The organism is Streptomyces sp. NBC_01210 (assembly GCF_036010325.1).
Classification (GTDB): domain Bacteria; phylum Actinomycetota; class Actinomycetes; order Streptomycetales; family Streptomycetaceae; genus Streptomyces.
The window spans coordinates 1010380-1036705 of sequence record NZ_CP108549.1; the positions used below are offsets into that span (position 1 = coordinate 1010380).

Sequence of the window (26326 nt, forward strand, 5' to 3'; positions counted from 1 at the left end):
GGAACCATCTCGGAACCGGACGCCCCTTCGCGTAAGTCCCCTCCGAGCAGGGGGCGTTGGCGAAGGAATTCGATGCTTCCGGTCGTTGTGGAGGACGACCGCGGCGAACTCGTCACAGATGACCACCCTGTGCCTCTGCTTTGGGTGGAGGCACAACCCCGAAGCTCTCGGTCATGCCTCCACGGTGTCCCGAAGCGGGATCAGGCGGGACCAGGGGTGTACCGGCGCGCTCCGGACGGAACCCTGGACTGGTCCAGTGGCGCCGTTCGGGAGACGGGCACCAGATCCCACCACCAGGAGATCGAGGGGATGTCCAGCGGGTCGGTGCTGTCGTCGGTCGGACTGTCGGTGAACGACGAGGGAAGGGCGGCCGGGTCGTCGGGCGTGGTGTAACGCAGGGAGCTGATGCTCCAGTCCTGGGTCGCCCGGATGAAAGAGGAGAGGCCGCGCAGATACTTCCGTACCTGCGGGCTGCCCTCGTCATCCAATTTCGCACGCAGGCTCAGGAAGAGACACATCACGCGGTCGCGCTGGGCTATCGCCTTGGTCAGCGCCTCGTCCGGAGTCAGCGCGTACTCGTGCTCCAGCACCCGGATGACGTTCAGGTAGTAGCCCGTCCCGCGGCTTTCCTTGTGGTGCGAGTAGATGTCGTTGTCCCACGTGGTGATGAACGAGGTCATCTCGGAGGCGGCCCGCACCGCTTTGCTGTCCCGTTCATGGGGCTGGAGTTCAAAACCGTGCCCCATCTCCAAAAACGGCTGCACCACGGAGGTCGCGCCGTCGTAGAGGCGCATCAAGGTGTAGTCGTTCAGACCGGGAACCCGGCTCGCGGCGCGGTGCTCCGCCTCCCACACCACGGCGAAGAAGTACTCGCGCAGGGTGTCCACCCACCGCCCGGCCTGCAGGGCCGTTCCGCAACGGGACACCCGCAGTGTCAGATCGCGCAGCCCCTCGGCGAGGGGGTCGTCCGTGAGCATGGGCGACTCAGGGTTCTGCGCAATGCGCAGCAGACGGTGCAGCGCCGCCGCCAACTCGCCCGGTTTGTCGCCAAGATCGCCTTCCTCGCAGTAGCCGTCGTCCACGCCGAAGAGCCAAATGACGAAGTCGGAGAGAAGCGCGACGACCTCTTCCTGCCCCTCAGGAAGGATTCGAGCGGCGAACACGCCGATGTCCTGTGTGACGAGGCGGCTGCGCCACTCCTGTGATCCGATATCGAATGTGTCGGCCCAGGCTGCCGTCCGTGCATCGATGGCCGCGTGGTTCGGGTGCACGGCGGACGGGATGGGAGCGTACGTCGGCGGAACTGCAAGTGCGTGAGTCACTCTTGATTCCCTCTCAGTTGTCGGCGCGCGAGCACTCAGCGCGGCATTCACGGACCATGGCCGAAACCACACGCTGAGTGATCAACTAAGGCGCATCGTACTGACGGGAAGTCACCCCTCCAATACCCTCTTCCCACAGAGGAGGCCGATCGCCGCCCGTGCCGCCCGCACCGTCGCCGGCGGGATCTCCCGGATTACCAAGTCCCTCGGTCACCTCAGCACAGCAAACGGTTCCGCGCCGGGTGAGGCCTGCGCCAGCTCACGTTCGGGGCAGCGCGCCGCCTCGTGCCGGGCCGCGGCAGCGAGGGGGCGCTCATAGGGTGACCTGCGTGATGGTTCGCGAGGGCGCAGTGAACGCAGGCGGTGGTTGGCGACCGGGCTATCCGGCTGCGGCAGCGGTGTTCGCCATCGGGATGGCCGGGACCACCCTGCCGACACCGTTGTACGGGCTCTACCAGGAACAGATCGGCTTCTCCGAGCTGATGGTGACCGTTGTCTTCGCCGTGTATGCCGTTGCCGTCATCACCGTGCTGCTGGTGGCGGGAAACTACTCCGACGAGGTCGGCCGCAGACCTGTGCTCCTGTGCGCCATGGCTTTGTCGGCCGCGAGTGCTGGATGTTTCCTCCTGCAGAGCGGCCTGCCTCTGCTCTTCGCGGGGCGACTGCTGTCCGGCGGCGCGGCCGGCCTGCTGAGCGGCGCGGCGACAGCGGCCGTCATCGAGCTGGCCGGTCCTGGACAGAAGGCGCGGGCCGGGTTCGCCGCCACCGCGGCGAACATGGGTGGCCTGGGCTGCGGGCCACTGTTCTCCGGCCTCCTCGCGCAGTACACGCCCTGGCCGCTGATGTTGCCGTTCTGGGTCCACCTGGGGCTGGTGGCTGTGGCCAGTGGGATCACCTGGTTCCTGCCGGAGACCGTGACAGAGCCGAAGCGATGGCCGCCGCTGAAGCCGCAGGGAGTCACCGTGCCGCCGGAGGTGAAGGGTGTCTTCGCGCCCGCCGCGCTGGCGGCGTTCGCCGGCTTCGCGCTTCTCGGGCTGTTCACGGCGGTCGCGCCGAGCTTTGCCTCGCAGAATCTGGGCGTGCACAACCTGGCCGTTTCGGGCGCGGTGGTGTTCTCCGTGTTCCTCGGTTCGACCGTCGGACAGTCCCTGACACAACGGATCGGCGCGCGGCTCGCGCTCCCCGTGGGGTGCGGCATCCTCGTTGTGGGCCTGCTGTTCGTGGCGTCATCACTGATCGCAGAATCCATGCTCCTGCTCGTCCTGGGCGCCCTGTGCGGCGGCACCGGCCAGGGACTGGCCTTTCGCGCGGCACTCACCCTGGTCAGCGGCGCGGCCCCGGCACAGCAACGAGGCGGCACCATTTCGACGTTCTTCGTGGTCGCCTACACCGGGATCTCGGTGCCGGTGGTCGGTGTCGGTGCCATGGCCACATGGCTCGGGCTGCGCCAAGCCGGGCTGATTTTCACGGGCTGCGTGATGCTGCTGGCGGCGGGCGCGGGAACATACGCTGCGCGCAGGCCGCCGACGGGGGTGTAGCCGGGCGCCCTGAGGGCCGCGCTTTTTGCCGGTCTCGGAGCAGCACTGTGCATCGGTCCACGGGACCGATCGGCGACGGCCATCCGTGAGATGTGTTGCGGGAGAAAGGCCGTCGCCCACGGTCGCGGTTGGTCCTGACGGCCTGTTCGACCGCCATCCCCCCTGCCCACCCGACGAGTTCGGCGGATCGGCGGAGCCATCAGGTCGGCCGTCCCGGACTATTGACTCCGAGTGTGATAGTCGCGATTCTCGTCGCACCGCTTACGCGGGCCATGACAACCCACCCCAGGGACGGACGTGACCCCGGACGGCATCGGCTCCTCACCCCCCACCATCCGCTTACCGAAGGCATGAGTGATGCCCATGACTCGACACTCGCACCGCAAACGCAGGCCCATCGCGGTTCTGTCGCTGCTCCTCACCGTGGTGGCCATGGTCCTCGGCACAGCGCCCAGTTCCTCGGCCGAGTCCGGCTGGTGGACCCCGGCCGCGCGGCCCGCGCCCGACTCCCAGATCAATGTCACGGGCGAGCCCTTCAAAGGGACCGACTCCCAGGGGCAGGTACGGGGCTTCGTCGACGCACACAACCACCTGATGTCCAACGAGGCCTTCGGCGGCCGGCTCATCTGCGGCAAACCGTTCTCCGAACTGGGGGTCGCGGACGCGCTCAAGGACTGCCCCGAGCACTACCCCGACGGCTCGCTCGCGATCTTCGACTTCATCACCAAGGGTGGTGACGGCAAGCACGACCCCAATGGATGGCCGACGTTCAAGGACTGGCCGGCCCATGACTCGTTGACCCACCAGCAGAACTACTACGCCTGGATCGAGCGGGCCTGGCGCGGCGGTCAGCGAGTGCTCGTCAACGACCTCGTCACCAACGGCGTGATCTGCTCGGTCTACTTCTTCAAGGACCGCAGCTGCGACGAGATGACCTCCATCCGCCTGCAGGCGCAGAAGACGTACGACATGCAGGCCTACATCGACAAGATGTACGGCGGCCCGGGCAAGGGCTGGTTCAGGATCGTCACCGACACCGCGCAGGCCCGCCAGGTCATCCAGCAGGGCAAGCTGGCCGTCGTTCTGGGGGTCGAGACCTCAGAGCCGTTCGGATGCAAGCAGATACTGGACATCGCGCAGTGCGGCAAGGACGACATCGACCGCGGTCTGGACGAGCTGCACAAGCTGGGCGTACGCAGCATGTTCCTGTGTCACAAATTCGACAACGCCCTGTGCGGGGTCCGTTTCGACGAGGGCACCCTCGGCACGGCGATCAATGTCGGGCAGTTCCTGTCGACCGGCACCTTCTGGAAGACGGAGAAGTGCAGAGGTCCGCAGCACGACAACCCCATCGGCATCGCGTCGGCGCCCGGGGCGGAGAAGAAACTTCCGCAGGGTGTGAAGGTCCCGTCGTACGCCGCGGACGCACAGTGCAACACCCGCGGTCTCACCGAGCTCGGTGAGTACGCCGTGCGCGGCATGATGAAACGCAAGATGATGCTGGAGATCGACCATATGAGCGTCAAGGCCGCGGGCCGGGCCTTGGACATCTTCGAGTCCGAGTCGTACCCCGGCGTGATCTCCTCGCACAGCTGGATGGACCTCAACTGGACCGAGCGGGTCTACGGTCTCGGCGGCTTCATCGCCCAGTACATGCACGGCGCCGAGGGGTTCACCGCAGAGGCGAACCGGACGAAGGCGCTGCGCGACAAGTACCACGTCGGCTATGGCTACGGCACCGACATGAACGGTGTCGGCGGCTGGCCGGGGCCCCGCGGTGCGGACACCCCGAACCCAGTGCGGTATCCCTTCCGCAGCGCCGACGGAAGCGCCGTCATCGACAAGCAGACCACCGGCGAGCGCACCTGGGACATCAACACCGACGGCGCCGCGCACTACGGTCTCGTCCCGGACTGGCTGGAGGACATACGGATCGTCGGCGGCAAGGGTGTCGTGGACGACCTCTTCCGTGGCGCCGAGTCCTACCTCGACACCTGGAAGGCGTCCGAGAACCACAAGGCCGGGGTGAACCTTGCCGCAGGCTCGTCCGCCTCGGCCAGTTCGTCGGAGTGGAGCCTGTTCACGAGTTACGCCCCCGACAGGGCGGTGGACGCCAACGCGGACACCCGCTGGGCGAGCGACTGGAGCGACGACCAGTGGCTCCGGATCGACCTCGGGGCACCGAGCCTGATCAAGCGCGTCACCCTCAACTGGGAGCGCGCCTACGGGAAGGCGTACCGCATCGAGGTCTCCACCGACGGCACGAACTGGCAGTCCGTATGGTCCACGACCGCCGGCGACGGCGGCCTGGACACGGCACAGTTCACCGGAACGACAGCCCGCTACGTACGCATCCACGGGCTGGAGCGCGGCACCAAATGGGGCTACTCCCTCCACGAAGTCGGCGTCTACAGCAGCTGACGACACCGATGGAGTACCCGGGGCCGGGGTCGGCCGGATCAGCTCTCCTGATCCGGCCGGCCCCGGCCGCGTGCCTCGCCGCGTCACAAGAGCGAAGGGAACCACATGGCACGGATGCCGTCGGCCGAGCGGCGCCGACAGCTGATCGAGGCAGCGATCCGCGCGATGACGCGCGACGGTGTCTCCAGGACGACGACCCGGTCCATCGCCGCCGAGGCGGGCGTCTCGCTGAGCGTCTTCCACTACTGCTTCGACTCCAAGCAGGCCCTGCTCGAGTCAGTCATCGCGGCGATCACCGATCACTACGTCACGGTGGTGAAGGAGGCGATCCGGCCGAAGGCAACCCTTCGGGAGACCATCCGGGCGGGATTCCATGCCTACTGGGAGCATGTGTCCGCCAACCCCGGGGAGCACATGCTCACTTACGAACTCACGCAGTACGCCCTGCGTCAGCCGGGATTCGAACATCTGGCACGGCGGCAGTACGAGCTGTACTCCGACACCTACACCGAACTCATTGAAGAGCTCCGCCACAGCATGAAGTTCGAACTCCGCGTACCCGTCCCCGTGTTGGCCCGCTATCTGGCCGTCATGACCGACGGACTCACCCTGAACTTCCTCGTTCTCGGCGATGACACAGCCGCGGCGGGCATCCTCGACATGATCGCCGACCAGGTCGTCGACCTCGTCCGCGACGAAGTCCGACCGGCCGCACCCGGGGCCGTTCCACCACCATGCCCCACCTGAATCGACTCATACGTCTTGCACTCACCTGGTCACGATGTGCCTTCGGCCGGAAGCTCCAGGCGGAGTTCGTAGCCGCCGTCGGCCGTCGGGCCGAAGGTGACAGTGCCACCGAGGAGCGCGGCGCGCTGCCCCAGGCCGACCAGTCCGTAGTGCGCACTGGGCAGAGGGAGAGCGGGCCGGGTCGGTGCGGTATTGGTGACCGTGACACGGACGGCGCCGCCCTCGTGGCCCATGCGAACACTCGCGGTGGCGCCGGGGGCGTGCTTACGTACGTTGGTCAGCGCTTCCTGGACGGTGCGATAGATGGCGCGCTGGACGGTCGGCGGAAGGCCGTCGGGCAGATCCGTCTGCAGCTCGGCCTCGATGCCGCTGCTGTCGACCAGTTGCTGGAGGTCGGCCAGGGACGGCTGGGGGGTGAGCTCGGTGGGGCGGCCCCCGGAGGCGCGCAGGACGCTGACCATGTGCCGCAGTTCGTCCAGGGTCTGTACGCTCAGCCGCCGGATCGTGGCTGCGGCCTCTTTGACTTCGGCGTCCCGGGTACCGACCTGGAGCGCTCCGGCCCGCACCGCAATCAGGCTGACCTGGTGAGAGACCACGTCATGCATCTCCCGGGCGAGCTGCGCGCGCTCCTTGGCCAGCGCGGTCTGGGCTGTCAGCAGCCGCTCGTGGTCACGCGCCTCGGAAATTTCGGCGAGCCGCAGCGACAGATCACGCCGGGTCTGGACGAGCTGGCCGAGGAAGACGGGAGCGGCCGCCGTCGCCGCGGTGTAGCCCAGCGTGATCCAGGTCGAGGTGTTCGACAGGTCGAAGTTCGGTGACGGCCACGAGGAAATGTCGCCGATCGTGAACGCCATGGCGCAGATGGCCAGCAGGGTGCGGCTTCGGGTGAGCGAGGCAAGTGTGTACAGCGCGGCCAGCGCCGCGAAGGTCGCGTCGGAGAGCAGGACGGCGGGCAGGGTGAGCAGGAAGGTGAGCAGCGGCAGGCGATGGCGCAACAGCAGCGAGAAGGCCGCGGCCAGGGCGCAGGCCAGGCGTAGCGGCTCGTCGATGTGGACATTGACCCAGACATCGAGCAGCGCGACCGCGACGAGGGCGGCGTCCAGCATCGGGGCGGTCACGCGGCGGGGGATCATCCCCCCTCCTGCTCCCGCGGCGGCTTGAGAAGGCCGGCCCGTTCGGCGAGCAGGGCGGCCTGGACGCGGCCGCCCACCTCCAGCTTGGTGAGGATGGCGCTCACATGGTCCTTGACCGTGCCGGTGCTCAGGTGCATCCGCGTGGCGATGTCGGTGTTGGACAGTCCTTCGGCGATGAGGACGAGTACGGCGCGCTCGCGGTCGGTCAGCCGGTCAAGACTGCGGGCGGCGGGGTCCTGGGAGCCGGCCTCGAGGTAGCCGTCCACGACCGTCCGGGTGACCTTGGACGACAGCACGGTGCCGCCCTCGGCCAGGGTCCGCACCAGGAACGGCAGCTCCTCGGGGTCGGTGTCCTTGAGCAGGAAGCCGGCGGCGCCCGAGCGAAGTGCCGTTGCCACGTACTCGTCCATGTCGAACGTCGTGAGCATGGCCACCACCGGAGGGCGCGGCAGCCGACGGAGGGCGGACAGGACGGTGAGTCCGTCCACGTCCGGCATCCGGACGTCCAGCAGCACGAGGTCGGGACGTACCCGCTGCGCCGTCCGGACCGCCTGGCCGCCAGGAACCGTCGCCACGACCTCGATGCCGTCCGCCGCGTCGAGGATGTGCTGAAAGCCCGTACGGATCAGGGCCTCGTCGTCGACCACCATTACCCGGATCACACGTGCTCCAGTCGCCATCGGACCACTGTCCGATTCGTACCATGCCGAGGGACGCCCTGCGGGTGCCCGACACCGAATCCGGCTGGGCGGCAGGGGTGCGCCAGCCAGTCGGCGGGGGCGGTCCGGACACCTGCGGGATGGTTATGACCGGGAGCTTCTCCGACTCTTGAGCACATGACGCACCATGTAGCGGCGTCCGAGACGGCACCCGCGGCCAGCGCAGGCCGCTCCCCCTTCGTTACGCCGTCAACAGGGCGGCTGATCGGCCTCGACCTGGCGCGCGGTCTGGCGATCCTCGGCATGTACGCGGCCCACGTCGGTCCCGAGCCGTCAGTGGGCGGCCCGCTGGGCTGGGTGATGGAGGTGGCCCGTGGCAGGTCCGCTGCCCTGTTCGCTCTGCTTGCCGGGTTCTCCCTGGTCCTTCTCACCGGCCGGCCGCAGCCGCGGACCGGGCGGGCGGGACGGCAGGCCGTGGGCCGGGTACTGATCCGCTCCGCCGTCCTGATCGTCCTGGGATACGCCTTGACCGCACTGGACACCCCGGTCGACGTGATCCTTGCCTGCTACGGACTGCTCTTCGTCCTCGCCCTTCCGCTGTACCGGCTGCGGGCGGTCACTCTGGCCGTCATCGCCGCGTCGACCGCTCTCGTCATGCCCCAGGTCCTGTACCCGCTTCGGGCAGCGGCCGAAGGCGGAAGCTGGACCGATGCCGTCATCGCCCAGGATCCGCTGGCCCGCATCACCGGCTCGGACGGGATCGTCGAGCTGTTCATCACCGGCGAGTACCCGGTATTGACCTGGCTGCCCTTCATCATCGCCGGAATGGCGGTGGCCAAGCTCGACCTCACCCGGCCCGACGTACGCGCCAATGTCGCCCTGTCCGGCGGCGCGCTGGCCGTGCTCGGCTACGGAGGCTCATGGCTGGCCCTGCACCTGGTCCCGGGCGCGCAGGCCACGGTGAGCGCGACCACGGACGGCGGGTCGGCCGCATCGGCCTGGTGGTCCGACACCGTCGGCGACCCCACCACCAGCTCTCCTGACTGGCTGCTCGTGGCCGCGCCGCACAGCCAGACGACATGGTCCATCCTGGGCAACACCGGCGTCGCCCTCGTGGTCCTGGCCGCCTGCCTCATCGCCGCGGACCGGTCGACGCGCCTGTGGTGGCCGGCCCCGCCCGTCATCGCGCTCGGCTCGATGTCCCTGACCGCTTACGTCGGCCACATCCTCACCATCAAGGCCCTGGGCACCGACGACCTGCCGGACTCCGCTGCCCTACCAGTCCTCCTCGGCTTCGTCGCAGCCGCCATGCTGCTGGCCCTCGTCTGGACCCGGTTCTTCCGGCGCGGACCGCTCGAATACATGCTGCACGCCGCCACCACACCCGCCCGCCTCATCAACTAACCGCGGCGGACAACGAAACCTCCAAGAGCCTCAACCGGACACAACCTCCACCGACCCCCTCGGTCCCAGGTTTTCGAAGGTCTCACACCCATCCGGCGTCATGCCGGGTCATGAAGGAGGTCAGCCGCATGACAGTCCGACTGACATTTCTGTCTGCAACAACCGGGGACACCGGCAGGGACGCACTCTTCGGTGACGGCCCCTTGAGTCAGCGCAGTCTGCGCGAGGCAGCCGCCGCCGGAGCAGCGCTCCCTCCGTACCCGCTGGCCATCCGTGCGCCTTCCTCCCGCTGCGCGCAGATCGCGAACGCCCTCGGCCTGGAGTCAACACTCGAGCCCGCGCTGCGCGACTTCGACTACGGCACGTGGCGCGGCTGCACAATCGACGAGGTCGCCACCACCGACCCCCACGGGTTTACCGCCTGGCTCACCGACCCGGATGCCGCGCCGCACGGCGGCGAGTCCGTACGCCAGCTCTGCCACCGAATCGCGAACTGGCTGAGCAGTGTGCCGCCCGACACGGGCCGCGCATTGGCCATCACCGAACCAGCCGTTGTCCGGGCCTTGCTCGTCCATGCCTTGTCCGCGCCGGCAAAGGCCTTCTGGCATCTCGATGTGCCGCCCCTGTCCGCGTTCTCCTTTACATCGCGCGGTGGCCGCTGGAACGTCCGGTACATCACGCCGTGGCCGCTGGAACAGCGGGCTCGGCCTCGTCACTCTCTGAAGGAGCCGGCGGTAGTTCACGCCGCTCCCATGCCTTGAGACGAAGGAAGTCCCGTCAGCGACACCATCCCCCGCCGAGACCCCGCCGGCATCGCCGACGCCTCCCACCCCCCCCGGCCACATGTGAAACCATCTGATGGCCGTTGCGCGCGGGGTCCCGGGTAAGTGTGCCCTTCCTGGAAGTCGGACTTGTCCGGTGAAACGATGTCCGTATGCAGGTGGCCGCGGTGCGGCGTCTCTCCGTGCCCACCCGGCCAGGAGCAGGGAGGCGAGCCATGCAGGGTGACCCCGAGATCATGGAGTTCCTCAACGAGCAGCTGACCGCCGAGCTGACCGCGATCAATCAGTACTTCCTGCACGCCAAGATGCAGGAGAACTTCGGCTGGACCAAGCTTGCCGCACATACCCGGCGCGAGTCGTTCGAAGAGATGAACCACGCGGAGGTCCTGACCGACCGGATCCTCCTGTTGGACGGCCTGCCGAACTACCAGCGGCTCTTTCATGTGCGAGTGGGACAGACGGTCACCGAGATGTTCCGGGCGGACCGCGAAGTCGAGGTCGAAGCGATCGACCGCCTCAAGCGCGGCACCGAGGTCATGCGGGCCAAGGGCGACATCACCTCGGCGAACCTCTTCGAGACGATTCTTGCCGACGAGGAACAGCACATCGACTACCTCGACACCCAGCTGGAGCTGATCGAGAAGCTGGGTGAGCCGCTCTACCTCGCCCAGTTGATCGAGCAGCCGGAGAGCTGAGCCGCCGGGGTTCACACGCCTGCGGCGGTGACCACGGCGTCGGTGGCGAAGCCGAGCAGCAGGCCCAGCAGGATCATCCAGGTGGTCAGCTCCTTCATAGCGGCTCGACGAACCACGGCGAGCAGCTCGATGACCACGTAGAGGATGGATCCGGCGGCCAGGCCCATGAAGGCGATGCCGAGCGTTTCGTTGACCACCTGCTGGCCGACCAGGGTGCCCACGAAGGTGGGACCGCCGCCAATCAGGCCGAGCAGTGCAAGGGTGCCCCACGAGGGTCGCTCGCCCTCGGCGGCCAGCGGGGCGACAATGCCGAAGCCCTCGGTCGCGTTGTGCAGGCCGAAACCGATGACCAGCAGGACGGCCAGTGAGATCTCGCCCCGCGCGGCGGAGTTGCCGATGGCCAGGCCTTCCGCGAAGTTGTGCAGGCCGATGCCGGTGGCGATCATGAAGGCCAGGCTTGCGGCTCGCGAGCGGGCCGTGGGGACCAGTTCGCTTGCGGTTGCCGCCCCCGGGCCCCGGGACGAAGCCGCGGCGGAGGCCCGGCGGCGCACACTCCAGCGGTCGTAGTACACAAGGCCGCACAGGCCGACGGCGAGGCCGGCGGTGAGCACCAAGCCGCCCGTGGCCGCTGTTGCCCAGTGATTCTCGCTCAGCGCGGCGTCGGTGGGCTCCCAGGCTGCGCTGAGGACGTCCCAGAGCAGGAAGAGCAGAATGCCGATGGCAACCGCGTTGAGCCCCGCCCTCAGTCGGGGTGCGGGACTGCGCAGGCGGCCGATGGGCAAGCCGAGATAAATGGTGAACCCGGCGACAGCACCGAGCAGAGCGATCTGCGAATCGGACATGGCCGTTCCAGGTAGGGCTGCGCAGGGACTGGCCGAGCGACAGTGGGCGAGGTAAGCCTTACCTAAATAAGCTACGCGCTGCCGGGGATCCACCGCATCTCGACCCGGCCGTCCCTCAGCGGCATGGGCCCGGCTGCCGGCCCGGGGCTCCGTCGGGCGTCGGGCCGGAGCTACGGCAGGACCGACCGGACCGACTCCGGTGTCCGTACATCGGTCTGCGGGCCAAGGCCGGAAGATACTACCGGGCTGTCACGGCTCTCCTCGGAAAATCGGGTGTGCGTCCTCGGGCCACAGGCTGTCGGCGGCGCGCGGTGCTGTCCCACCTCGGCTCGTCGTCGCCCAGCGTCTCGGACACGACGTACTTCGATCCGCACGACCTGCGGGTCGTGATCGCTCTGCCACCGCGCGGGGCCTGCCGCATCGTCCGGCCGTCACTGTTTCAGGTTTTCTCATACATTGGGGGTTATGTCGGTTCCGCACCGGACGGTGCCCAGCCTCATAAGACGTCGTGCTGTCGTCGCCGTGACAGCGGCGTGCACGCTCGCCGGTCTCGCCGCCTGCGGGACGGTCGGCGAGGCAGGCGAGGACGCGGGCGGGAGAACCTCCGGCAGGGGCGGCTTCACGATCGGGCTGCTGCTCCCGGACACTCACACCGCTCGCTGGGCGACCGCCGACAAGCCCCTGATCGTGGAGAAGGTCAAGGCGCTGTGTCCCGACTGCAGGGTGACCCACGCCTACGCCTCGGCGGACGTGGCCACTCAGCAGCAGCAGATCGAATCCATGATCGCGGACGGTGCCAAGATCCTGATCCTGGATCCCGTCGACGACAAGGCGCTCCGCTCCTCGATCACCAGGGCCCGCGACGCGCACGTCCCGGTGGTCTCCTACGACCGCCTCGCCGAGGGCCCCATCTCGGCCTACTCCGGCTACGACTCGGAGGAGATCGGCAGGATCCAGGCCGAGGAGCTCCTCAAAGCGATGGGCCCCAAGGCGCGCGACGGCCAGATCGTGATGATGAACGGTGATCCCACCGACCCGAACACGAGAGACCTGATGAGGGGCGCGCTCTCCGCGCTCAAGGGCAAGACGAAGATCGGCAGGTCGTACTACACCGCCGAGTGGATTCCGGAGAACGCGTTCAGGAACATGTCGGCCGCCATCGCCGAGCTGGGCGCGGACAGGATCGACGGCGTTCTGTCCGCCAACGACGGGCTCGCGGGTGGCGCGATCACCGCGCTCAAGGCCGCCGGTATCAGGCCGCTGCCGCCCGTCACCGGCCAGGACGCCGACCTCTCGGCCGTGCGGCGGATCGTCAAGGGCGAGCAGTACGTCACGGTCTACAAGTCCTTCGAAGCAGAGGCCAACGCCGCCGCCGAGATGGCCGTCGCCCTGGGCCGTGGCGAGAAGCTCGACACCATCGCGACGGACCGTGTCAGCAATGACACAAGCAAGGAGATTCCGGCCGTCCTGGGCCCCCTCGTCCCCGTAACCGTCGGCACGATCAAGGACACGGTCGTCAAAAGCGGCCTCTACACGGTCAGCCAGATCTGCACTCCGCCGATCGAAGCCGCCTGCCGGAAAGCCGGACTCACCGAATAGGCCGCCCGACGCCGCACCTCCCGCACGTCGTGCGGCATCAACCGGCCGGGAGAGACGGGACGGACAAAGGATGTGGGTCATATGCGGAGCACACCCCTGCTGGCGCTGCGCGGAGTCAGCAAACGGTTCGGCGCTGTCTGGGCACTCACAGACGTCGAGCTGGAGATCCATGCCGGAGAAGTCGTCGCCCTGGTGGGCGACAACGGCGCGGGCAAGTCCACCCTCATCAAGGTGATCACCGGCGTCGCCCCCGCCGACGAGGGTGTCATCGAGTGGAACGGCCGTCCCGTCCGGATCAATCGCCCCCGCGATGCCCAAGACCTGGGCATCGCCGGCGTCTACCAGGACCTCGCGTTGTGCGAAACCCTCGATGTGGTCGGCAACCTCTTCCTCGGCCACGAGATCGGCAGGACCGGAGTCCTCGACGAGGTGTCCATGGAGCGCCGGGCCGGGGAACTGGACCTGCTGGACACCCTCTCCATACGTATCCCCAGCGTCCGCGTCCCCGTCGCCTCCCTCTCCGCGGGCCAACGCCAGACGGTCGCGATCGCGCGCGCTCTTCTCAGCGAACCCAAGATGCTGATCCTCGATGAACCAACCGCTGCGCTGGGCGTCCGGCAGACCATCCATTTCCTCGACCTGATCGACCGGCTGCGGGAACGCGGGGTCGGCGTTCTCCTCGTCAGCCACAACCTGGGTGACGTCAAGGCCGTCGCGGACCGGGTCGCGGTGCTGCACCTCGGTCGCAACAATGGTTTCTTCAGCGTGCCGACCACGTCCCAGGAGCAGATCGTCTCCTCCATCACCGGCGCGACGGACAACGCCGTAACCCATCGCGACCGGGCGTGGGAGGGAGCGATGTGAACAGGACACGGGCATCCGAGAATCTCGGTCCCACCGGGGCGGGCGGCGATTCGGCCGGTACCGTGCCCACAGCCGTCGACGAGCGCCGGGCAGCGGGCGGCGAGAGCGGTTTCAGGAGCTATGTCGGCGATTTCACCCGCAAGCTGCGCAGCGGCGAACTCGGATCGCTGCCCGGCGTCATCTGCGTCGTCGTGCTCTGGACCGTTTTCCAGAGCCTTCACCAGCAGTTCCTGTCACCCCGCAACCTGTCCAACCTCAGCGTGGACATCGTCGGCACGGGCATGATCGCCCTCGGCATCGCCTTCGTGCTGCTGCTCGGCGAGGTGGACCTGTCGGTCGCCTCCGTCAGCGGGCTCACGGCGGCGGTGTTCGCCGTGCTCAACGTGCGCAATGGCCTGCCGGAGGGGCTGGCGATCGTCGCCGCCCTGCTCGTCGGGGCGGCGATCGGAGCCGTTCAGGGATTCTTCTCGGCCAGGATCGGCATACCGGCGTTCGTCGTCACCCTGGCGGGGCTGCTGGCCTGGAACGGCCTCATGCTCTACATCCTCGGCTCGAGCGGCACCATCAACCTCCAGGAGCAGGGCCTGATCCACGCGCTGACCAGCTACTACTTCCACGACGCGGCAGTCGCGTACGGGCTGGCGGCGCTCAGCGTGGCCGCGTTCTTCCTCGCGTCCTACCGGGACGCACGCCGCCGCAGGGCCGCCGGCGTGCGGTCCCGGCCGCTCAGTGTCATCGCCGTGCGCACGGGCGCGGTGGCACTGGTCGCGTTCGCCGCCGCCTACATCCTGAACCGCTTCCAGGGCCTGCCGCTCGCTCTTCTGATCTTCCTGGCCTTCGTCGTCGGCCTTGACTTCGTCCTTCGCCGCACGTTCTACGGGCGGAAGATCTTCTCCATCGGCGGGGGTGCCGAGGCGGCCCGCCGCGCCGGCATCAGCGTGGTGTGGTTGCGGATCTCGGCGTTCATGGTGTCCGGGACGCTGGCCGCTGTCGGCGGGCTCTTCCTGGCCTCACGCGTCGCCGCGGTGGGCCAGACCTCGGGCTCCAGCATCCTGCTGATCAACGCCGTCGCCGCAGCCGTCATCGGCGGCGTCAGCCTGTTCGGCGGCCGCGGTACAACCTGGTCTGTCCTGCTCGGCATACTCGTCATCCAGTCCATCGCGTCGGGAATGGTTCTTCTGGGCATCCCGACGCCGATGCAATCCGTGATCACCGGTGGTGTGCTGCTCGCCGCCGTGGCCCTCGACTCGCTGTCGCACCTCTCGCAGAAGGCACACGGCAGGGCCTGACCACGCAGGCACCGGCGCCTTCTGCGCTCCGCGCGAGCCATCGGAGCGGGGGCGCTGCACGACTGAGCCTCGGTCACAATGCGTAATGGTTTGCGCATCAAGGGCGGTTCGACGGTTGGATCCACCCCAGCGATCGCTCGACGGCCCGCTGCCAGTTGTCGTATTCCGATTCGCGCCGCCCGGAGTCCATGTCGGGCAGCCACTGGCCCGCCCGGTGCCAGTTGCGGCGCAGGACTTCCAGGTCCGACCAGTAGCCGACGGCCAGCCCGGCGGCGTAGGCGGCGCCCAGCGAGACGGTCTCGGCGACCATGGGCCGCACCACGGGCACGTCGAGGACGTCGGCCAGGATCTGCATGAGCAGGTTGTCGGATGTCATGCCGCCGTCGACCTTGAGCTCATTCAGGGTCAGCGAGGAGTCGGCGTTCATGGCGTCGACGACCTCTCGCGTCTGCCAGCCGGTGGCTTCCAGCGCGGCTCGGGCCAGGTGCCCCTTGGTGATGTACGAGGTGAGGCCGACGATGACACCGCGTGCGTCGCTGCGCCAGTGGGGCGCGAAGAGACCGGAGAACGCCGGGACGATGTAGCAGCCGCCGTTGTCCTCGACGGTGCGCGCGAGGGTCTCGATCTCCGGCGCGCTGCTGATCAGTCCCAGACGGTCACGGAACCACTGGACCAGCGAGCCGGTGACGGCGATCGGGCCTTCCAGCGCGTAGACCGCGGGCTGGTCGGCGATCTTGTACGCGACGGTGGTGAGGAGCCCGTTCCGGGACCGTACAACGTCAGTGCCGGTGTTCTGCATCAGGAAGCTGCCGGTCCCGTACGTGCACTTCGCCTCGCCCGGGGAGAAGCACGTCTGCCCGAAGAGTGCAGCCTGCTGATCGCCGAGCGCGCTCGCGATGCGGATGCCCGGTAGGACCGAGCGGTCCTCACCGTAGCTTTCCGCCGAGGACCGGATCTCGGGCAGCATGGCGCGGGGGACCCCGAAGAATCCCAGCAGTTCCTCGTCCCAGGTGAGCGTGCGCATGTTCATGAGCATCGTGCGACTGGCGTTGGTGGCGTCGGTGATGTGCTGACCGCCGGCCGTCCCGCCGGTGAGGTTCCAGATCAGCCAGGTCTCCATCGTGCCGAACAGCACCTCGCCGTCCTGGGCTCGCCGTTCCAGCCCCGCGACGTGGTCGAACAGCCAGCGGATCCGTGGCGCGGAGAAATAGGTCGAGGGCGGCAGGCAGCAGCGGTCCAGGAAGAAGTCGTCGCCGGGGTCGTTTCTCAGGTCCTCGACGAGCGGAGCGGTGCGGGTGTCCTGCCAGACGATCGCTCTCCCCAGCGGGGTGCCTGTCCGCCGGTCCCAGAGCACCGTGGTCTCGCGCTGGTTCGCGATACCCAGGGCGGAGACCTCTCCACCGGCGGCGCCGACGCCGGACAGGGCCTCGGGCACGACGCGCCGCAGATTGCGCCAGATCTCGACGGCGTCGTGCTCGACCCAGCCGGGCCTCGGAAAATACTGCTGGTGCTCGCGCTGGGCCACCGACACCAACCGCCCACGGTGGTCGAACAGGATGCAACGGGTGGAGGTGGTGCCCTGGTCAATCGACATCACATACCGTTCAACCATGATCCGGACCGCCTTCCGATGCGTCGAGGATTCGGTGGTGGGACCTACCAGCGGGCCGCCCCCAGGTCTCTGGAGATCGCCCGTGCGGCCTCACGGAGCAGGGTGATCAGGGCCAGCTGAGGCCGGCCCTGGGCATCACAGACCCGCTCGATCGGGCCGGACACACCGATGGAGCCCACCACGAGACCCCCGTGCCCCCGGATGGGCGCGGCGACGCCGGCCTCACCCATGCTCATCTCCTGAACCTCGGCCGCCCATCCGATCTCCCGGATCTCGGCGAGTGCTCGGCTGAGCTCCTCCGGGACGACCAGGGTGTGCCGGGTGTACGCATCCAGCCCGGCGTCGAGCGCCGACTCCACGGTCGCGGTGCCGAAGGCCAGCAGGACCTTGCCGAGCGAGGAGGCGTGCAGCGGCAGCAGCGCGCCCACGTCCAGGGTCTGGAGCGTGTCGTCCGGCCGGAAGACGTGGTGGACGATGAGCACCCTGCCCTCCAGGGGGGTGCCCAGGCGGACTGCCTCCCCGCTGCGGGCGGCCAGGGCGTCGGCCCAGTTGATGGAGCGCGACCGCAACTCGTTGACGTCGAGGTAACTGGTGCCGAGGTGGAGCAGCGCCGCCCCGAGCTGGTACTTTCCCGTGGCCGCGTCCTGCTCCACAAAATCTACGTGCTGCAAGGTGCGCAGAATGCCGTGGGCGGTGCCCTTCGCCAGCCCCAGCGACGCGGCCACCTCGCCCAGTCCGAGCCGACGCGGGCCGCCCGCGAGCAGGCGCAGAATTGCCGCCGCCCGTTCGATGGACTGGACCGGACCGGCCATACAAGCGATTCTATGCCCGCCTTTGCCGGTCTACGGTGGCGCATGATGGGGGGATTTTTCAGGATCCAGGTAGACCGTTCGGTAATGCCGACCGCTGTTTATTGACCGGCCTCATATCGCTCCTTAGCGTGCGTTGAGGTCGGCGTCCCGCCGGCAGCGCTACGCCGAGGAGGGCACATGGCGGCTCAGCTCAGCACGGTGGCCCGCGAGGCTGTCGAACATTTCTGTCCCGTGCCGCATTCCCCGGGGGCTGTCTCGGTCGTACGCGGACGTGTCCGCGCGGTGCTCACGGAGTGGGGCCTCTCCCCGGACGTCACCATGGATGCGCTGGTGGTGGTCTCGGAGCTGCTGACCAATGCGCTCGTCCACGCTCTGCCACCGGCGACGGTGCGTCTGTCGTGGGTCCGCGTCGACGAACACAGAGCCCTGCGCGTCGAAGTCACCGACGCGGGAAGCGCGCTCCCGGCCAGGCAGTGGGCTGTCCCGGACGAGCACGGCCGTGGAATCGCCATTGTCACCGCTCTGTCGGCACGCCATGGCATACGCGCCCATACCGGCGGGATCACCTGCTGGGCGGATCTCCTCGCAGCGTAGGAGGACAGCCCGGACAGCCCGGACTCCCAGTAACCGGACGCCGGGAACGGGACCCGGAAACTCCAGGCGGGTGCGACGTTGGTCGGTGATGGTGGCCAAGAGGACCAGTCGGCATGACATCTGACTATTCGTCAGTTGTTCACGATCGCGTCAACGCACGCTGTCGCACGGCCCCAACACCAGCCCGGCGACCGTCTCCGGCTCGCGCAGCGTCGGCAGGCGCTCGACGCGCGGCCCACATGTCAAGAACGGTCACGGAGCATGGCCGGCGCCGGGCGATGGCAGTGGCCACGTCATGCGGACAAGCGGAGCTGCGCCCCCGGCGAGGCGTGCAGCACCCCTGAACACGCTGACCTCGCCGCTCCGCCGGCAGCCCTAAATGATCACTGTCGCCACAGGCCGCGGGCGATGCGCTCCCAAGGGGAGCGGGTGGCGCCGAAATGGGTCTCATGTGTCCAGATGTGGGTGCACGCCGGGCACTGTAGGTGGAGCAGGCTGCCGGTGTTGGAGAGCAGGTAGCGCCAGTGCTCGGAGCATGTACGCCCCTGCTCGCATGTGGCGCACCCGCGGCGGTCGTCGCAGTTCGGACAGGCCACCCAGGCGCGGCGCCCGATGTCGGCCTGCGGGTCAAGCGGCAGCATGGCCGCCCCCTCTCCGCGGGAGCACACCGGCCGAGACCAGCTCGTCGTACAGGCGCTGCTGCTCCGCGCTGAGGCCGGAGTACAGCAGCTCATCCGCCTCCTCCTCGCCGCGCAGTGCTGCGACGGGGTCCCAGTCGGGGCCGAGAGCGGCCAGGACGTGAGTCCGCCGGAGCATTTCGTGTGTGCCCAGGTCGACGGCGAAGTCGACCGGTGCGGGGGTGCCAGGTCGGTCCGCCGCGGGCCTGCTCGCTGAGGCGGGTTCGTCCGGTTCGCCAGGAAGGGTGGGGCCATGGGAGGACATGCGACCGAACGTAGGTAAGCCATCCTCGCTCCGGCAAGAGCAGGTGGGAGAAGTCACAACAGGTCGGCGACCGCGGCGGCACCCGAAGGATGGACCCAGGACGAGTGTCACCCAATCGCTCGTCGTGCGGCGTGCGCGGGGCGCCTGGGCGGTCACCCCCCTGTCCGGGTGCCGGAGCGGGGTACATCGGTCCCCCGCTCCGGCACCCGCCTTAAGTCAGGAAGCCTCGGTCCGAAGCTCAGCCCTGACCTCGTGAGCCGCCGCAACCAGGTGCTCGAGGGACGCCTTGGTCTCCGCCCAGCCGCGGGTCTTCAGGCCGCAGTCCGGGTTGACCCACAGACGCTCGGCCGGAATCGCTTCGAGTCCTTTGCGGAGCAGGGCTGCTGCTTCGTCAGCGCTGGGCACGCGCGGGGAGTGGATGTCGTAGACGCCGGGGCCGGCCTCGCGCGGGTAGCCGTGAGCGGCGAGTTCGCGTGCGACCTGCATGTGGGAGCGGGCTGCCTCCAAGCTGATGACGTCGGCGTCGAGGTCGTCGATGGCCTGGACGATGTCGCCGAACTCGGCGTAGCACATATGGGTGTGGATCTGGGTGTCCGGGCGCACGCCACTTGTGGCGAGGCGGAACGCCTCCGTCGCCCAGGCCAGGTACACGCCGTGGTCGGCGGCCCGAAGCGGGAGGGTTTCGCGCAGCGCGGGCTCGTCGACCTGGATCACCGAACTGCCCGCTGCCTCCAGGTCGTTGACCTCGTCGCGCAGGGCGAGGGCGACCTGGCGTGCCGTGTCGCCGAGCGGCTGATCGTCGCGGACGAAGGACCAGGCGAGCATGGTGACCGGGCCGGTGAGCATGCCCTTGACGGGGCGGTCGGTGAGCGATTGGGCGTACGACGTCCAGCGGATCGACATCGGTTCGGGGCGTGAGATGTCGCCGGCCAGGATCGGCGGGCGGACGTAGCGGGTGCCGTACGACTGGACCCAGCCGTGCTCAGTGGCGAGATACCCCGTCAGCTGCTCGGCGAAATACTGCACCATGTCGTTGCGTTCGGGCTCGCCGTGCACCAGGACGTCGATACCGGTCTTCTCCTGGAAGGAGATGACCTCGCGGATCTCCGCCTCGATGCGCCCCTCGTAGCCGGCGGTGTCGATCCTTCCCGCACGCAGATCGGACCGGGCGGTGCGCAGTTCGGTCGTCTGAGGGAAGGAGCCGATGGTCGTCGTGGGCAGCAGCGGCAGGCCGAGGTGGGCACGCTGGGCGGCGGCCCGCTCGGGGTACGGCTGAGAGCGGCGGCCGTCCGTGTCAGTGACCGCGGCTGCCCGGGCACGCACCGCCGGGTCACGTGTGATCGCCGAGCCCGCCCTGGAGTTGAGATCGGCGCGGTTGGCGGCGAGTTCGGCCGCGATGGTGTCGGTGCCCTGGGCGAGACCGCGGGCGAGGGCGACGATCTCGGCGGTCTTCTGCCGGGCGAAGGCGAGCCAGCGGGCGATCTGCGGGTCGATGTCCCGCTCGGCGGAGCTGTCGAGCGGGACATGCAGCAGCGAGCAGGAGGCGGCGACGTCGACCTGGCCGGCCAGGCCGAGGAGGGTGCCCAGCGTGGACAGGGACTTCTCGAAGTCGTTGATCCAGATGTTGCGGCCGTTGACGACTCCGGCGACCAGGCGTTTGCCGGGCAGCCCGCCGACCGCGGCCAGGTCCTCGAGATTGGCCGCGGCGGCTTCGGTGAAGTCCAGCGCGAGACCGTCGACGGGGGCCTTGGCGAGGATGGGCAGTGCCTCACCGAGCCGGTCGAAGTAGGAGGCGACGAGCAGCTTGGGCCGGTCGTCGAGACCACCGAGGTCGCGGTAGGCACGGGCCGCGGCGTTCAGGTCCGCGCGGGTGCGGTCCTGCACAAGGGCGGGCTCGTCCAGCTGCACCCACTCGGCGCCGGCGGCCCGCAGGTCGGACAGCACCTCGGCGTACACCGGCAGCAGTCGGTCCAGCAGAGTGATCGGCTCGAAGTCGGCGGCAACGCCGGGGGCGGGCTTGGCCAGCAGCAGATAGGTGACCGGTCCGACCAGCACCGGCCGGGCGGTGTGACCGAGCGCAATTGCTTCCTTGAGCTCGGCGACCTGCTTGGTGGAGTCGGCGGTGAAAACGGTGTCGGGGCCGAGTTCGGGGACCAGGTAGTGGTAGTTGGTGTCGAACCACTTGGTCATTTCCAGCGGCGCGACGTCCTGGGTGCCGCGTGCCATCGCGAAGCAGCCGTCCAGGGAGCCTGCCTCGACGGCGGCACGGTGGCGGGCAGGGATCGCGCCGACCATGACGCTGGTGTCCAGGACGTGGTCGTAGTACGAGAAGTCGCCGGTCGGGACCTCGTGGATGCCGGCTTCGGTGAGCTGCTGCCAGTTGGCACGGCGCAGCTCGGCGGCGGTCTCCCGGAGGGCTGCAGCGGTGACGCGGCCCTTCCAGTAGCCCTCGATGGCCTTCTTCAGTTCACGGTTCTGGCCCTGCCGGGGGTAGCCGTACACGGTGGCCCGTGCTGCCGCGGCTGTGGACAAGCTGGTCACGGAACTCTCCTTCGCGAGTATGTCTCCTGTGGAACCCGGCGACGGGCAGAGAACGCGAAGGGGTGACGAACCGGACGGCACGGTCTCGCGCCGTGCGCGCGGCCGTCCGTCTGGTAGGTACGCCGACCCGCCCTCGAGGTCACCGGGATCTCCGCACGCGATCGAGTCGCGCACGGGCAACGGGCAGGTCTTCGGACTCGCGGGCACGTCTGCCGGTCTCCCGGCGGACTCCTACTGGCCGTCGCTTCCCAGACCCGATCGGGTCCAGTGCGTATGACGGCGGTCGTTCCCGCTCACCGCTGCGGGGCAGTCCCGGATTTTCACCGGGTTCCCTCTTACGACGCTCCTGCCTGGCTGACAGGGCGAACCAGCTGCGACGGCCAGCCTAGAGGGCAGCCCTTGAGTACGAATACAGCTGTTCACATTCCGGACGGTGATCTGAGCCATGTGGCTCAGGCACGAGCAGCACAGCAGGGCGCGGGGCAGCTCAGTCAAACCGCTCCGCGCCCCGCTCCACAGCAGCCGCGGGGCCCCTCAGCCCCGGCGGCGAACCCGGGCCCCTCAGCCCCGGTCGTAGGTGTGGAACCCCCGGCCCGACTTGCGGCCGAGCAGCCCCGCCTCGACCATCCGCTGGAGCAGCGGCGGCGGGGCGTAGAGAGGTTCCCTGAACTCGTCGTACAACGACTCCGCGATGGCCGCGACAGTGTCCAGGCCGATCAGGTCCACCAGCTTGAGCGGCCCCATGGGATGGGCGCAGCCGAGCTCCATCCCCGCGTCGACGTCGGCGGCGGTGGCGAAGCCGGACTCGGCCATGCGGACCGCCGAGAGGAGATAGGGGATGAGCAGGGCGTTGACGACGAAGCCGGCCCGGTCCTGGGAGCGGACCACCGTCTTGCCCAGCCTGCCGGTCGCGAACTCCTCGACGGCCGTCACCGCCTCGGGCGCGGTGTGCAGAGATGCCACGACCTCCACCAGCGGCAGGACAGGCACCGGGTTGAAGAAGTGCAGTCCCAGGACGCGGTCGGCGCGGTGCGTGGCCATGCCCAGGCGCATGACCGGGATGGACGAGGTGTTGGTGGCCAGAATCGCCTCCGGATCCTCGACGACCTTGTCCAGGGCCGCGAAGACCTCGGTCTTCGCGTCGGCGTTCTCGACGACGGCCTCGACGACGAGCTGCCGGTCGGCCAGATCGTCGAGGCTGCCGGTGAACACAAGGCGTGCCAGAGCGTCTTCGGCGGAGATCCGGTCCAGCTTGCCGCGCTGGACGGCGCGTTCGAGGGACAGTGCCACACGTTCCCGGGCCCCGCGGGCCGCTGTGGCATCCGCCTCGCAGACCACCGTGTCAAGCCCGGCGCGAGCGCAGACCTCGGCTATGCCGGCCCCCATCTGGCCGCCGCCGACCACGCCGACCCTGGTGAGGGATCCGTTCATGACTGCACTTCCGATCGTCGAACGAGGTGGCGGGCGTATGCGTCGGCGGTGAAGAATGCCGGCAAGTCCCTGGCCAGGGCGGTGCGTTCGAAGATCGCGCGGACTTCGTCCACTCGGGCCCAGGGGTACTCCGCCCCGAGAGCGGCGATCTCGTCGTCCAGCAGCGCGACCACCGTGTCACGCTCGACAAGGCCGTGGCGTATCCACTGCCAGATCTGGCAGCGGGCGATCTCTGCCGTGGCCGCGTCCTCCATCAGCCCGTACAGCGCGACGGCGCCGCTGCCGCGCAGCCAGGCGTCGAAGTAGCGCAGGGCGATGGCGATGTTCGAGCGGACCCCTTCGGAGGTGGGCGGTCCGGCGGTGCGCCGGACCGCAACGAGGTCGTCGGCGGTCACCTCGACGTCGTCGCGGGTACGCTCGATCTGGTGGGGCCGGTCGCCCAGGATGCTGTCGAAGACGTCACGGCAGACGGGCACGAGTCCGGGGTGGGCTACCCAGGAGCCGTCGAAGCCGTCCTCCGCCTCGCGTTCCTTGTCGAGCCGGACCTTGGCGAGCGCCGCCTCGTTGGTCTGGGCGTCGCGGCTGGGGACGTGGGCTGCCATGCCGCCGATGGCGTGGGCGCCGCGCTTGTGGCAGGTGCGTACGAGGAGTTCGGTGTAGGCGCGCATGAATGGCGCGGTCATGGTGACCTTGGCCCGGTCCGGGAGGACGAAGTCGGCGCGGTGGCCAAGGTTCTTGATCAGGCTGAAGAGGTAGTCCCAGCGGCCCGCGTTGAGCCCGGCGCTGTGTTCGCGCAGCTCGTGGAGGATCTCTTCCATCTCGAACGCGGCGGTGATTGTCTCGATGAGGACGGTGGCGCGGACGGTGCCGCGGGGGATGTCGAGCAGTTCCTGCGCGAGGACGAAGACGTCGTTCCACAGGCGGGCTTCGTAGTGGTTCTCCAGCTTGGGCAGGTAGAAGTACGGGCCGTGGCCGGCCTCGATCTGCCGCTGTGCGCAGTGGAAGAAATACAGCCCGAAGTCGACGAGCGACGCGGCGACGGGGCGGCCGTCGACGACGAGGTGCTTCTCCGTGAGGTGCCAGCCCCGTGGGCGGACCATGATCGTCGCCAGGTCGTCACCGAGCCGGTACTCCTTGCCCTCCGGTGTGGTGAAGTCGATGCGGCGCTCGATGGCGTCGAGCAGGTTCAGCTGACCGCCGATGATGTTGTCCCAGGTGGGCGAGGTGGCGTCCTCGAAGTCCGCCATCCACACCTTCGCGCCGGAGTTGAGGGCGTTGACGGTCATTCGCCGCTCGGGCGGGCCGGTGATCTCCACCCGGCGATCGGTCAGGCCCGGCGCGGGCGGGGCGACCCGCCAGTCGGGGGCGGTGCGGATGGCCGGGGTGGCGCGCGAGAAGTCGAGCGGGGTACCGGAGGCGATCCGCTCGGTGCGGCGGCGGCGCTCGGCGAGCAGTTCGAAACGCCGGCCCGCAAAGGCAGCGTCGAGGCGGCCGATGAACTCCAGCGCGGCGGGAGTGAGGATCTCGTCGTGACGGTCACCCGGTGCACCGAGAACCTGGACTGTGCTGGTCAGAGCAGTGGTTGACATGCAGGTCTCCTCAGCGGAGCGGGGAGGGCCGGACGGAAGGGCCGTGCGGCGCTCACCTGGACACGGGCTGACTGGACGGGGAGGGCCGAGCCGGGAGCTGAGGTCCGGCTCGGCCGGCCCTCCCTGTGATGCTTAGTGGAACTGCTCTTCCTCGGTGGAGCCGCTCAGCGCCGTCGTCGAGGAGGCGGGGTTGACGGCGGTGGAGACCAGGTCGAAGTAGCCGGTGCCGACCTCGCGCTGGTGCCTGACCGCGGTGAAGCCCTGCTGTTGCGCGGCGAACTCGCGCTCCTGCAGATCGACATAGGCGGTCATGCCGTGCTCGGCGTAGCCGCGGGCCAGGTCGAACATTCCGTGGTTGAGCGAGTGGAAGCCGGCCAGGGTGATGAACTGGAAGCGGTAGCCCATCGCGCCCAGCTCCCGCTGGAACTTGGCGATCTGGTCGTCGTCCAGGGCGGCCTTCCAGTTGAAGGACGGCGAGCAGTTGTACGCCAGCATCTGGTCGGGGTGCTCGGCGTGGATGGCCTCGGCGAACTCGCGGGCCTGCTTCAGGTCCGGGGTGCCGGTCTCGACCCAGATGAGGTCCGCGTACGGGGCGTAGGCGAGACCACGAGCGATGACCGGCGCCATGCCGTTCTGCACCCGGTAGAAGCCCTCGGCGGTGCGCTCCCCTGTCACGAACTGCGCGTCGCGCTCGTCGACATCGCTGGTCAGCAGATTGGCGGCGAGCGCGTCCGTACGAGCCACGATCAGCGTCGGCACATCGGCGATGTCCGCGGCCAGCCGGGCGGCGTTGAGCGTGCGGATGTGCTGGGCCGTCGGCACGAGGACCTTGCCGCCGAGGTGGCCGCACTTCTTCTCGGAGGCCAGCTGGTCCTCATAGTGGATTCCGGCCGCACCGGCGGCAATCATGGCCTTGGTCAGCTCGAAGGCATTGAGCGGGCCGCCGAAGCCGGCCTCGGCGTCGGCGACGATCGGCGCAAGCCAGTCCGTGGTGTCCGCGCCGCCCTCGGCGGTCGCGATCTGGTCGGCGCGCAGCAGCGCGTTGTTGATCCGGCGCACCACCTGGGGCACCGAGTTGACCGGGTACAGGCTCTGGTCGGGGTAGGTGTGACCGGCCTGGTTGGCGTCGGCGGCGACCTGCCAGCCCGACAGATAGATGGCCTGCAGACCGGCCTTCACCTGCTGCACAGCCTGGCCGCCGGTCAGGGCGCCGAGCGCGTGGATGTAGTCCTGCTCGTGCAGCTGCCGCCAGAGCCGCTCGGCGCCGCGCCGGGCCAGGGTGTGCTCCTCACGGACGCTGCCGCTGAGCCGGACGACCTCCTCGGCGGTGTAGGTGCGCTCGATGCCCTTCCACCGCGGGTCTGTCGCCCATCGCTGTGCCAGCTGCTCGGCCGTCGCCGTCGTCGTCCCTGCCTGCGCCATGACCGTCTCCCGGGGTCGCGTGAAATCAGATCGTTCTTGTGAAGCATGTAAGGCATGTCACTGAGTGACGTGGCCTTGGTGCGACCCG

22 protein-coding genes and 1 riboswitch are annotated in these 26326 nt (G+C 68.7%); of the genes, 10 read left to right on the plus strand and 12 right to left on the minus strand.

All coding sequences use genetic code 11. The features are described 5' to 3' along the window. Window positions 1-200 precede the first annotated feature (200 nt). A complete protein-coding gene (locus OG735_RS04380) occupies window positions 201-1322 on the minus strand; it encodes a selina-4(15),7(11)-diene synthase (protein ID WP_327321809.1) in 1122 nt (373 codons plus the stop codon). A 332-nt stretch (window positions 1323-1654) separates the two neighbouring features. On the opposite strand from OG735_RS04380, the gene OG735_RS04385 reads away from it, so the two are divergent. The 3 genes from OG735_RS04385 (at window position 1655) to OG735_RS04395 (ending at window position 6028) form a co-directional block, all read left to right on the plus strand. Beyond that, on the plus strand, window positions 1655-2860 hold the full coding sequence (locus OG735_RS04385) for an MFS transporter (protein ID WP_327328200.1): 1206 nt from the start codon (window positions 1655-1657) through the stop codon (window positions 2858-2860). 357 nt (window positions 2861-3217) lie between these two features. After that, on the plus strand, window positions 3218-5281 hold the full coding sequence (locus OG735_RS04390; RefSeq protein ID WP_442812379.1) for a galactose-binding domain-containing protein: 2064 nt from the start codon (window positions 3218-3220) through the stop codon (window positions 5279-5281). Window positions 5282-5386: 105 nt separating this feature from the next. Continuing rightward, entirely contained in the window at window positions 5387-6028 is a 642-nt protein-coding gene (locus OG735_RS04395; protein WP_327321811.1) for a TetR/AcrR family transcriptional regulator, read from the plus strand. A gap of 29 nt (window positions 6029-6057) precedes the next feature. Here OG735_RS04395 and OG735_RS04400 read toward each other — a convergent pair whose 3' ends face one another. Then, window positions 6058-7161: a sensor histidine kinase gene (locus OG735_RS04400; RefSeq protein WP_327321812.1), complete on the minus strand. Its 1104-nt coding sequence runs from the start codon at window positions 7159-7161 to the stop codon at window positions 6058-6060. After that, on the minus strand, window positions 7158-7823 hold the full coding sequence (locus tag OG735_RS04405) for a response regulator transcription factor (RefSeq protein ID WP_327328201.1): 666 nt from the start codon (window positions 7821-7823) through the stop codon (window positions 7158-7160). Before OG735_RS04405 ends, OG735_RS04400 begins: the two co-directional genes overlap by 4 nt. Window positions 7824-7997: 174 nt before the next feature. On the opposite strand from OG735_RS04405, the gene OG735_RS04410 reads away from it, so the two are divergent. From OG735_RS04410 to bfr, 3 genes are all read left to right on the plus strand, one after another. After that, entirely contained in the window at window positions 7998-9224 is a 1227-nt protein-coding gene (locus tag OG735_RS04410) for a DUF418 domain-containing protein (protein ID WP_327321813.1), read from the plus strand. A gap of 128 nt (window positions 9225-9352) precedes the next feature. Then, window positions 9353-9985, plus strand: a complete 633-nt coding sequence (locus OG735_RS04415) for a histidine phosphatase family protein (protein ID WP_327321814.1) — start codon at window positions 9353-9355, stop codon at window positions 9983-9985. Between the two features lie 236 nt (window positions 9986-10221). Further along, window positions 10222-10701, plus strand: a complete 480-nt coding sequence (gene bfr, locus OG735_RS04420) for a bacterioferritin (RefSeq protein WP_327321815.1) — start codon at window positions 10222-10224, stop codon at window positions 10699-10701. Window positions 10702-10712: 11 nt separating this feature from the next. Here the strand turns inward: bfr and OG735_RS04425 are convergent, their stop codons facing one another. Further along, complete coding sequence (locus tag OG735_RS04425; protein WP_327321816.1) at window positions 10713-11543, minus strand: ZIP family metal transporter; 831 nt, start codon at window positions 11541-11543, stop codon at window positions 10713-10715. A gap of 465 nt (window positions 11544-12008) precedes the next feature. Between OG735_RS04425 and OG735_RS04430 the strand changes: the two genes are divergently transcribed. The 3 genes from OG735_RS04430 to OG735_RS04440 all read left to right on the plus strand — a co-directional run bounded on the left by OG735_RS04430 (window position 12009) and on the right by OG735_RS04440 (window position 15295). Then, window positions 12009-13142, plus strand: coding sequence for a sugar ABC transporter substrate-binding protein (locus tag OG735_RS04430; protein ID WP_327321817.1), 1134 nt, complete (start codon window positions 12009-12011; stop codon window positions 13140-13142). 81 nt (window positions 13143-13223) lie between these two features. Then, window positions 13224-14006, plus strand: a complete 783-nt coding sequence (locus OG735_RS04435) for an ATP-binding cassette domain-containing protein (protein WP_327321818.1) — start codon at window positions 13224-13226, stop codon at window positions 14004-14006. Beyond that, window positions 14003-15295: a sugar ABC transporter permease gene (locus OG735_RS04440; RefSeq protein WP_327321819.1), complete on the plus strand. Its 1293-nt coding sequence runs from the start codon at window positions 14003-14005 to the stop codon at window positions 15293-15295. Before OG735_RS04435 ends, OG735_RS04440 begins: the two co-directional genes overlap by 4 nt. Window positions 15296-15392: 97 nt before the next feature. Here OG735_RS04440 and glpK read toward each other — a convergent pair whose 3' ends face one another. Then, entirely contained in the window at window positions 15393-16907 is a 1515-nt protein-coding gene (gene glpK / locus OG735_RS04445; protein ID WP_327321820.1) for a glycerol kinase GlpK, read from the minus strand. Between the two features lie 44 nt (window positions 16908-16951). Continuing rightward, window positions 16952-17719 carry an IclR family transcriptional regulator gene (locus tag OG735_RS04450; RefSeq protein ID WP_327321821.1) on the minus strand — a complete coding sequence of 256 codons (768 nt, stop codon included), beginning with the start codon at window positions 17717-17719 and terminating at the stop codon, window positions 16952-16954. 177 nt (window positions 17720-17896) lie between these two features. On the opposite strand from OG735_RS04450, the gene OG735_RS04455 reads away from it, so the two are divergent. Beyond that, window positions 17897-18313 carry an ATP-binding protein gene (locus tag OG735_RS04455; protein ID WP_327321822.1) on the plus strand — a complete coding sequence of 139 codons (417 nt, stop codon included), beginning with the start codon at window positions 17897-17899 and terminating at the stop codon, window positions 18311-18313. A gap of 383 nt (window positions 18314-18696) precedes the next feature. Here OG735_RS04455 and OG735_RS04460 read toward each other — a convergent pair whose 3' ends face one another. From OG735_RS04460 to aceA, 6 genes are all read right to left on the minus strand, one after another. Then, window positions 18697-18954 carry a hypothetical protein gene (locus OG735_RS04460; RefSeq protein ID WP_327321823.1) on the minus strand — a complete coding sequence of 86 codons (258 nt, stop codon included), beginning with the start codon at window positions 18952-18954 and terminating at the stop codon, window positions 18697-18699. After that, on the minus strand, window positions 18941-19255 hold the full coding sequence (locus OG735_RS04465) for a DUF6400 family protein (RefSeq protein WP_327321825.1): 315 nt from the start codon (window positions 19253-19255) through the stop codon (window positions 18941-18943). The genes OG735_RS04460 and OG735_RS04465 overlap by 14 nt, the downstream gene beginning before the upstream one ends. 216 nt (window positions 19256-19471) lie before the next feature. Continuing rightward, a complete protein-coding gene (gene metE, locus OG735_RS04470) occupies window positions 19472-21796 on the minus strand; it encodes a 5-methyltetrahydropteroyltriglutamate--homocysteine S-methyltransferase (protein WP_327321827.1) in 2325 nt (774 codons plus the stop codon). Window positions 21797-21973: 177 nt separating this feature from the next. Then, window positions 21974-22170: riboswitch (cobalamin riboswitch) on the minus strand. Window positions 22171-22357: 187 nt separating this feature from the next. Continuing rightward, window positions 22358-23227 carry a 3-hydroxybutyryl-CoA dehydrogenase gene (locus OG735_RS04475; RefSeq protein ID WP_327321828.1) on the minus strand — a complete coding sequence of 290 codons (870 nt, stop codon included), beginning with the start codon at window positions 23225-23227 and terminating at the stop codon, window positions 22358-22360. Continuing rightward, window positions 23224-24816: a malate synthase A gene (gene aceB, locus OG735_RS04480; RefSeq protein WP_327321829.1), complete on the minus strand. Its 1593-nt coding sequence runs from the start codon at window positions 24814-24816 to the stop codon at window positions 23224-23226. The genes OG735_RS04475 and aceB overlap by 4 nt, the downstream gene beginning before the upstream one ends. Window positions 24817-24948: 132 nt before the next feature. After that, a complete protein-coding gene (gene aceA, locus OG735_RS04485; protein ID WP_327321830.1) occupies window positions 24949-26238 on the minus strand; it encodes an isocitrate lyase in 1290 nt (429 codons plus the stop codon). Between the last annotated feature and the right edge of the window lie 88 nt (window positions 26239-26326).

What these genes read in the sequence shown, in the direction of transcription:
- OG735_RS04425 (WP_327321816.1), bottom strand. Translation starts at nt 11,543, where the DNA reads ATGTCCGATTCGCAGATCGCTCTGCTCGGTGCTGTCGCCGGGTTCACC.
- OG735_RS04400 (WP_327321812.1), bottom strand. Translation starts at nt 7,161, where the DNA reads ATGATCCCCCGCCGCGTGACCGCCCCGATGCTGGACGCCGCCCTCGTC.
- OG735_RS04455 (WP_327321822.1), top strand. Translation starts at nt 17,897, where the DNA reads ATGGCGGCTCAGCTCAGCACGGTGGCCCGCGAGGCTGTCGAACATTTC.
- OG735_RS04410 (WP_327321813.1), top strand. Translation starts at nt 7,998, where the DNA reads ATGACGCACCATGTAGCGGCGTCCGAGACGGCACCCGCGGCCAGCGCA.
- aceB (WP_327321829.1), bottom strand. Translation starts at nt 24,816, where the DNA reads ATGTCAACCACTGCTCTGACCAGCACAGTCCAGGTTCTCGGTGCACCG.
- OG735_RS04390 (WP_442812379.1), top strand. Translation starts at nt 3,218, where the DNA reads ATGCCCATGACTCGACACTCGCACCGCAAACGCAGGCCCATCGCGGTT.
- OG735_RS04475 (WP_327321828.1), bottom strand. Translation starts at nt 23,227, where the DNA reads ATGAACGGATCCCTCACCAGGGTCGGCGTGGTCGGCGGCGGCCAGATG.
- OG735_RS04465 (WP_327321825.1), bottom strand. Translation starts at nt 19,255, where the DNA reads ATGTCCTCCCATGGCCCCACCCTTCCTGGCGAACCGGACGAACCCGCC.
- OG735_RS04395 (WP_327321811.1), top strand. Translation starts at nt 5,387, where the DNA reads ATGGCACGGATGCCGTCGGCCGAGCGGCGCCGACAGCTGATCGAGGCA.
- glpK (WP_327321820.1), bottom strand. Translation starts at nt 16,907, where the DNA reads ATGGTTGAACGGTATGTGATGTCGATTGACCAGGGCACCACCTCCACC.
- OG735_RS04430 (WP_327321817.1), top strand. Translation starts at nt 12,009, where the DNA reads ATGTCGGTTCCGCACCGGACGGTGCCCAGCCTCATAAGACGTCGTGCT.
- OG735_RS04435 (WP_327321818.1), top strand. Translation starts at nt 13,224, where the DNA reads ATGCGGAGCACACCCCTGCTGGCGCTGCGCGGAGTCAGCAAACGGTTC.
- OG735_RS04450 (WP_327321821.1), bottom strand. Translation starts at nt 17,719, where the DNA reads ATGGCCGGTCCGGTCCAGTCCATCGAACGGGCGGCGGCAATTCTGCGC.
- bfr (WP_327321815.1), top strand. Translation starts at nt 10,222, where the DNA reads ATGCAGGGTGACCCCGAGATCATGGAGTTCCTCAACGAGCAGCTGACC.
- OG735_RS04415 (WP_327321814.1), top strand. Translation starts at nt 9,353, where the DNA reads ATGACAGTCCGACTGACATTTCTGTCTGCAACAACCGGGGACACCGGC.
- OG735_RS04460 (WP_327321823.1), bottom strand. Translation starts at nt 18,954, where the DNA reads ATGCTGCCGCTTGACCCGCAGGCCGACATCGGGCGCCGCGCCTGGGTG.
- aceA (WP_327321830.1), bottom strand. Translation starts at nt 26,238, where the DNA reads ATGGCGCAGGCAGGGACGACGACGGCGACGGCCGAGCAGCTGGCACAG.
- OG735_RS04385 (WP_327328200.1), top strand. Translation starts at nt 1,655, where the DNA reads ATGGTTCGCGAGGGCGCAGTGAACGCAGGCGGTGGTTGGCGACCGGGC.